This is a genomic window from Caenispirillum bisanense, from assembly GCF_039523075.1.
Taxonomy (GTDB): Bacteria; Pseudomonadota; Alphaproteobacteria; order Rhodospirillales; family Rhodospirillaceae; genus Caenispirillum; species Caenispirillum bisanense.
This window is the reverse complement of sequence record NZ_BAAAEP010000127.1, coordinates 1-895: the sequence shown is the minus strand read 5'-3', so window position 1 is coordinate 895 and position 895 is coordinate 1. Positions and strand designations below refer to the sequence as shown.

Annotated in this window: 3 protein-coding genes; all 3 read right to left on the bottom strand. The window is 70.2% G+C overall.

Features of this window, described 5'->3' with window-relative positions:
- Positions 1 to 392 (bottom strand): DUF5710 domain-containing protein (locus tag ABD056_RS22750; RefSeq protein WP_343870583.1); only part of this gene is annotated, 392 nt, incomplete at its 3' end.
- 10 nt (positions 393 to 402) lie between these two features.
- Complete coding sequence (locus tag ABD056_RS22745) at positions 403 to 534, bottom strand: ArdC-like ssDNA-binding domain-containing protein (protein WP_343870582.1); 132 nt, start codon at positions 532 to 534, stop codon at positions 403 to 405.
- Positions 527 to 772 carry a hypothetical protein gene (locus ABD056_RS22740; protein ID WP_343870580.1) on the bottom strand — a complete coding sequence of 82 codons (246 nt, stop codon included), beginning with the start codon at positions 770 to 772 and terminating at the stop codon, positions 527 to 529. The genes ABD056_RS22745 and ABD056_RS22740 overlap by 8 nt, the downstream gene beginning before the upstream one ends.
- Positions 773 to 895: the final 123 nt, after the last annotated feature.

The window sequence follows — 895 nt, the reverse complement described above, 5'->3', positions numbered from 1 at the left end:
ATCCGGTCAGGGTCGATGGGGTGATAGAGCCCCACCTTCTCGGCGCCGGCGACATCGACGGCGGGGACGGGGGCGACGGCCGGCTCCTTAGCCTGCCGGCGGGCGACGGCGGCGGGATCGGCGTCGGCGCCGACGTACCATGCCTTGCGATGGCGGTCCCAGCGGGCGCCGGCTGCCTTTGCGGCGTGACGGTCCGGATAGGGCACCTGGAGGTAATGGCGTTCGGCTGCCTCATCACTCTCCATGCCCTGCTTCCTCCAGGCCTTCAGTTCCGGATGGTGCTCCGAGTCCAGCGACTTCAAGCCGCTGTCCGGGCCATAGCCGAAGGTCACGGTATTCCCGGCCTCCTGCGCCCGGACTAGGCTCGCAGCGGCCGCCGCGTCGAAGTCCATCGCTGCCATGTCATACAGAATCGGTCCCTTGGGCGTCTCCGGCGCGGATGACGCCCGGCTGCCACGGCTTCTGCCAGGGCGCGGTGCCGGCTTCGTTCTGGCGGATCATCTCTTCCGCCACCTCGGCGCGATAGTCAGCCATGATCGGCGCCCTCCGCACCGTCAGCCAGCCAGTCGACGATGCTGTCGAGCGCCACGGTCTCGCTCAGGGCGTCGTCCTCAAAGGCGCCCATGAAGTCGGCGACGTCGGGATCGACGGCGACGGGGCCGTCGCTGGCGGCGCGGGAGACGGCGTCGGCGGCAGCGGTGAGATAGTCGTGAGCAGTAAGGTCCGGCCGGGCGTCGTCGGCCGGCATGTCGGTGCGCGGATCAGGCTGCATCGGTCTGGTCTCCATCGGTGGGGGAAGGGGATGCCGGCGGCGCCATACGCGCCCGCTTGAGCAGGGCACGGTCCTGGAAGTAGAGGCGCTGGACGCCGCGGATGGGGGGATGGCCGGCGACGA